This is a genomic window from Streptomyces anatolicus (genome assembly GCF_019400875.1).
Taxonomy (GTDB): Bacteria; Actinomycetota; Actinomycetes; order Streptomycetales; family Streptomycetaceae; genus Streptomyces; species Streptomyces anatolicus.
Genome location: NZ_WMBF01000417.1, coordinates 1 through 5658 on the forward strand (window position 1 = coordinate 1; position 5658 = coordinate 5658).

The window sequence follows — 5658 nt, forward strand, 5'->3', positions numbered from 1 at the left end:
GGTCTCTGTCGTGCGGGTTTGTTGGGGCTGGGCGCGCCGTTCCCCGCGCCCCTTCGGGGCGCTTCCCTGCGGGGGCGTGTGCTGCTGCGGGTTTGTTGGGGCTGGGCGCGCCGTTCCCCGCGCCCCTTCGGGGCGCTTTCGTGGCGGGCGCTGGGCAGTGTTGAGTAGGCAATAGGCTGGGGGCGTTCGCGCGCCGTACGGCGCTTTACTCGTCGCAGCACCAGGGGAGACACACGCATGGCATCCGGCCTGCCCCAGTCCATGGCCGACATGGGCCGACCGCACTTCATCGGCATCGGCGGGGCCGGGATGTCGGGTATCGCCAAGATTCTGGCCCAGCGCGGGGCCAAGGTCGCCGGTAGCGATGCCCGGGAGTCCGCCACGGCCGAGGCGTTGCGCGCGCTCGGTGCCACGGTCCACATCGGGCACGACGCCGCCCACCTCGCCCCCGACGCGACCTGCGTCGTCGTCTCCTCCGCGATCCGCGCCGACAACCCCGAGCTGGCCCGCGCCGCCGAGCTCGGCATCCCCGTCGTGCACCGCTCGGATGCCCTGGCCTCCCTGATGGACGGTCTGCGCCCGATCGCCGTCGCGGGTACGCACGGCAAGACCACGACGACGTCGATGCTCGCCGTCACGCTCGCCACCCTCGGTCTCGGCCCGTCGTACGCGATCGGCGGCGACCTGGACGTGCCCGGGTCGAACGCGCTGCACGGCGAGGGTGACATCTTCGTCGCCGAGGCCGATGAAAGCGACCGCAGCTTCCACAAGTACGCGCCCGAGGTCGCCATCGTCCTCAACGTGGAGCTGGACCACCACGCCAACTACGCGTCGATGGACGAGATCTACGAATCCTTCGAGATCTTCGCGGGCAAGATCGTCCCCGGCGGCACCCTGGTGATCTCCGCCGATCAGCACGGCGCCGTCGAGCTGACCAAGCGCCTGCGGGACCTCGGAGAGCTGAAGGTCGTCACCTACGGTGAGTCCGACGGCGCCGACCTGCGCATTCACAAGATCACCGCGCGCGGTCTGACCAGCGAGGTCACCGTCGTCCTGAACGGCAAGTTCCTCACCTTCCAGGTCTCGGTGCCCGGCCGCCACTACGCGAACAACGCGGTCGCCGCCCTCGCCGCGGGCATCGCGCTCGGCATCCCCGCGCACAACCTCGCCTCCGCGCTCGGCTCCTACACCGGCGTCAAGCGGCGCCTCCAGCTCAAGGGCGAGGCGGCGGGCGTGCAGGTCATCGACTCGTATGCGCACCACCCCACGGAGATGACGGCCGACCTGGAGGCCATGCGCTCCGCCGCCGGTGACTCCCGCATCCTCGTCCTCTTCCAGCCCCACCTCTTCTCGCGCACCCAGGAGCTCGGCACCGAGATGGGCCAGGCCCTGTCCCTCGCCGACTCCTCCGTGGTCCTGGACATCTATCCGGCCCGCGAGGACCCGATCCCCGGCATCACAAGCGCCCTGATCATCGACGCGGCCCGCGCCGCGGGCGCCGAGGTGGCGGCCGCCCCGGACAAGGACGCGGCGGTCGCGGCGATCGCGGGAATGGCGAAGCCCGGCGATCTTGTTCTCACCATGGGAGCGGGCGATGTCACGGACCTCGGCCCGCGGATCCTGGCCGAACTGTCGAAGTGAAGGGGACCCACCCATGTCGTACGACGTCGAGAAGCCGGACGAGCAGTGGCGCGCCGAGCTGACCCCCGCCGAGTACGCGGTGCTGCGCCAGGCCGGCACGGAACCTGCCTTCGTGGGTGAGTACACCGATACGAAGACGAAGGGCGTCTACTCCTGCCGCGCGTGCGGCGCGGAGCTGTTCACCTCGGAGGAGAAGTTCGAGTCGCACTGCGGCTGGCCGAGCTTCTTCGACCCGAAGGACACGGACGCCGTCGAACTCGTCCAGGACACCTCGCACGGCATGGTCCGCACCGAGGTGCGGTGCGCGCGCTGCGGATCGCACCTCGGGCATGTCTTCGAGGGCGAGGGCTACCCCACGCCCACCGACCAGCGGTACTGCATCAACTCGATCTCGCTGCGTCTTGAGCCCGCCGGCGGCGAGTGACGGGGACGTGGGGTCAAGTGGGGCCGGGCCCGGGATCATCCCGGGCAGGTTCCGTTCTTGCCCTGGTGCGTGCGGAACGCCTTCGGCGGGCTGTACTCCTTCGGCCGAGGGAACTGCACGACAGGGACGCGCTTGCAGACAGGCCAGTTGCCGTTCCGGTCGGTGTAGCCGAAGTCGCCGGTCGCGCCCCTGACGCAGCCCTTGCAGGTGTCGTCGGGCAGCATCTGCATGTTCCTGATGGTGTTGGTGACGTCGTGCGTGGAGGGCAGCTGTAGCTTCCCGAGGCTCTTCTTCGCCTCGCGGACGGCCTGGGCGAGCACCTGGAAGGCGTCGTGGTGCATGAGCGCGTAACCGTCGTCCAGGGCTGTGCCCTTGAGGTCCGTCTCCTTGGCCATGGCGGCGGCGAACGGCGCGAACTGGGCGGGCGCGTCCTGGCCCGCGCGCCACGAAGGACCGTCGGTGGCCGCCGCGTTGAGGGTGACGACGCCGGCCTGCTCCATCCGCTCGCGGGACTTGGCGGTGGTGAGCCGTGACGTGAGCCCGGTGGAGACCCGCAGGATCCGGATGGGCTCCTTCGCCTCGCGGCCCTGGCACTCGGGCTCCTTGGCGATCTCATCCACCAGATACGGCAGGTCCCAGTCCCTGCCCGCCAGGAACACCGTGTCCGACTCCGTCTTGCAGATGCCCTCGGCCGCCGCGGCCACGGCGTGCGGCGCGCCCTGATAGGGGCCCATGGTGCCGACGTACGAACTCTGCCGGATGTGCAGTTGATAGGCCTTGCCGAAGCGCTTCTCCAGCTCCGCCTTGGTGTTGCTGACGTAGTTGTCGTGCGCGCGCGAGTCCCAGACGAGATAGCCCCGCTTCTTCCCCGGCTCCTCCTTGAGGTACCGCGCGAGGGCGGTCACGGCGTTGCGGTTGTTGGGGGCCACCTTGAAGAACGTGTCGGCCTCGATCTCGGGGGAGCTGAGGACACCGCTCACCGCCGGGATGTCCGCGGCGGACAGGGCACTCGCCGCGTCCTGCGAGTCCTGCTCGCTGTTGGGCAGACCCATCGCGCCGACGAGCGGGGCGTCGCCCTCCTTGGTCACCTTGGTCCCCGCCAGCTCCGCCGCCTTGTCCACGGCCGGGCGCCACAGGGAGAGGTCCTTGCCGATGTTGCCGAGCAGCATCTGGAAGTTGATGCCGGTCTGCGCGCTGTTCGCCTTGAGCTGCGCCGCGTAGGCGCCCGCCAGGGAGTGCTCGATGAGTGCGGCGGTCATCGCCCCGGACTCGGAGGCGTTGAACGGGAGCAGCAGGGCGACCTTCACGTACGGCTTCCTGTGGGCGTCCTCCTTGGGGTGCTCCCAGGCGTCGCGCACCCGCTGGTTCTCCCCGGCGACGCGCGTCACCAGACGGGAGAAGCGCTCGTCGGGACCGTCATCGCCCGGCTTGAAGGAGGGCGAGGCAGCCGTGGCATCCAGGAGCCCGACACACTCGCCCTGCTGCTCCCGCAGCCCCTGCGAGCAGTCGTCCCTGGTGATCCACGAGACCACGGAGACCGTCGCGGCGATCAGGAGAGCGAGGGCCACAAGGCCCGCCACCCCCTTCTCCGCGGGGCCCGGCGGGCGGCCCCGCAACCGGGTGAACGGGCGCACGAACACGAACCGGCCCAGGCCTAGCGCCGGACGGACGAATATGTCAGTGGCTTTCACCGTGGCTCCCTTCAGGGGCCTGGGCAGGCAGGGCGGAGGGCGGGGTGCGCAGCTCGCGCAGTGCGTCGTGCCACTCCTCGGCGGCGTCGAAGAGGATGCCCGCCCCCGTGGAGTGCCGCGCCGAGAGGAATTCCAGCTCCCACTTGATCCGCCCGCACAGCGGCTCGTCCGGTGCGGTCAGCGGGTCGGCGGCCAGCCACACGGCGTGGAGGAGGCGGTATACGGAGCGCTGCACGAAGTCCCCGGCGGGCTCCGTGCCGGGCGTTCCCGTGGCGTAGGCCCGGCACTCGTCGGCCCAGCCCGGGCGCGGCGGATGCGGGGCCGATGCCACCTGCCACAGGTGGCGCAGCCACGTCTGGGCGGAGGTCGGCGTGGCGAACAGCTCGGTCAGGCGGCGCGCCACGTGTCCGGCGTCGCCGTTGGCGAGCGCGTGGTGCAGGGCCTCTACGGGCTGCCCCGCGTTCTCGTGGTGGGTGCGCAGCCGCTCGTGGATGCCGGACCAGGTCTGCGGCGGCCGCGTCGACTCCGGCCTGCGGCGGCGCAGCTCGTGGACGAGCACGGCCCGCAGGAACGGGTCGGCGACGAACGGCCGAGCCGCCCTCGTGCCGTGCTCGGCGTGCAGATGGCTGCGGGCGGTCGCGACGGCCGCGAGCTGGGGGTCGGCGGCCAGATAGGTGTCGGCCAGGGCGTGCGCCGCCGCGTCGTCCTGGGCCACGGAGAACAGGATCAGATTGCTGAGCAGCTGCGGGTCGGGCACGAGCCGGGTCGCGATCTGCCAGGTCACCGCCCGCCCGGCGAGCCGCAGCGCCCCCACGTCGTACCCGGCGGCGTAAGCGGCGTGCGGGTCGGCCGCGAGGGCGTCCCTGAGCAGCCCGCACCCCAGGGGTGAGCCCTGGGTGAACCGGCGTACCGCGCGCGGCAGATCGGGCCGCGGCGGCGGGTCGACGGTCATCAGCATCGCCACGATGTCGTTGCGTCCGAGCGGCGGCAGGTCCAGGGCGATGAGCCCGGCCGACCAGGTGCGGGTCTCCGGGCGCTGCCAGCCGCTCGCCCCGCCCGCGACCTGCGCCAGCGTGCGTACCGCCGCGTCGGGCCCGGCGCGGTGGCGGGCCCCGCCGCGCGCGGAGGCCACCAGGATCAGCGGGTCGCGCGCGCCCTTCGTCCGGTGGGTGAGGAGGTGTTCGAGGAGGCGGGAGCCGGGTGCGGTGTGCACGTCGTCGAGCAGGAGCAGCGGCCGTGGTACGTGGTTGAGGTGCGCCCAGCCGCTGTAGTGGTCCCGCAGGTCCGCGAGGAGCGCCGCCGCGAGCGAGGCCTCGGCCTCCTCCCGTAAGTCGTCCCCGAGGTGGAAGGAGCGGCACAGTTCGCTGAGGGGCTGCGCGTTGCGGCCGGGCCCGAGCCGGTCGGCGTAGAAGGGCCGCACGTCACGGGCCTGCCGACGGCTCAGATAGCGCTCGGTGAACAGCTGCACGGAGGCCTCCGCGATCGGTGCCAGGTCTCCCTGGTCGCCCACCGGCAGCGTCCTGTTGACGTCCTGGGGCCAGCTGGTCGCGTCCGGTGAGGCCGGGGGAACCAGGCCGCACTCGATGAGCAGGCGCTGCATCCTCGCCCGGGCGACCGCCTGCTCCCCCTGGTCGCCGCGGGTCCAGGCGGAGACGGCCGTGAGCCCGGTCCACAGACGCGGCAGCCGCACCCGCTTGCGCCCGGTGACCGGGGCGCATAACCCGCAGGCGACATCGGTCAGGAAGTCGGCGCCGGACGAGGTGTTGGCCACCATCGCCCCGGCGGGGTTGGCGCCTCGCGCACAGTTCACCTTGGCCACCGGAAGCCGGGTGCGGTACGCGGTGAACAGGGCGTCGAGGACGGCGGTGCGGCCGCTGCCGTGCGGTCCGGTCAGGAGCAGGG

The 5658-nt window shown here is 71.9% G+C and carries 4 protein-coding genes; 2 read left to right on the plus strand and 2 right to left on the minus strand.

Annotation, left to right across the window (positions count from 1 at the left end; genetic code table 11):
• Nucleotides 1–237 precede the first annotated feature (237 nt).
• Both murC and msrB read left to right on the plus strand, forming a co-directional pair.
• The gene (murC, locus tag GKQ77_RS26395; RefSeq protein WP_219691431.1) at nt 238–1641 is read left to right on the plus strand and encodes a UDP-N-acetylmuramate--L-alanine ligase; all 1404 of its coding nucleotides are present in this window, start codon (nt 238–240) and stop codon (nt 1639–1641) included.
• Between the two features lie 13 nt (nt 1642–1654).
• Nucleotides 1655–2065, plus strand: a complete 411-nt coding sequence (msrB, locus tag GKQ77_RS26400) for a peptide-methionine (R)-S-oxide reductase MsrB (RefSeq protein WP_219691432.1) — start codon at nt 1655–1657, stop codon at nt 2063–2065.
• A 35-nt stretch (nt 2066–2100) separates the two neighbouring features.
• On the opposite strand, the gene GKQ77_RS26405 is transcribed toward msrB, so the two are convergent.
• Nucleotides 2101–3756 carry a type 1 periplasmic-binding domain-containing protein gene (locus GKQ77_RS26405; protein WP_308117797.1) on the minus strand — a complete coding sequence of 552 codons (1656 nt, stop codon included), beginning with the start codon at nt 3754–3756 and terminating at the stop codon, nt 2101–2103.
• Nucleotides 3743–5658 (minus strand): ATP-binding protein (locus tag GKQ77_RS26410; RefSeq protein ID WP_219691433.1); only part of this gene is annotated, 1916 nt, incomplete at its 5' end. The genes GKQ77_RS26410 and GKQ77_RS26405, both read right to left, overlap by 14 nt.

Coding starts and splice junctions, on each gene's coding strand:
- murC (WP_219691431.1), top strand. CDS start 238: ATGGCATCCGGCCTGCCCCAGTCCATGGCCGACATGGGCCGACCGCAC.
- msrB (WP_219691432.1), top strand. CDS start 1,655: ATGTCGTACGACGTCGAGAAGCCGGACGAGCAGTGGCGCGCCGAGCTG.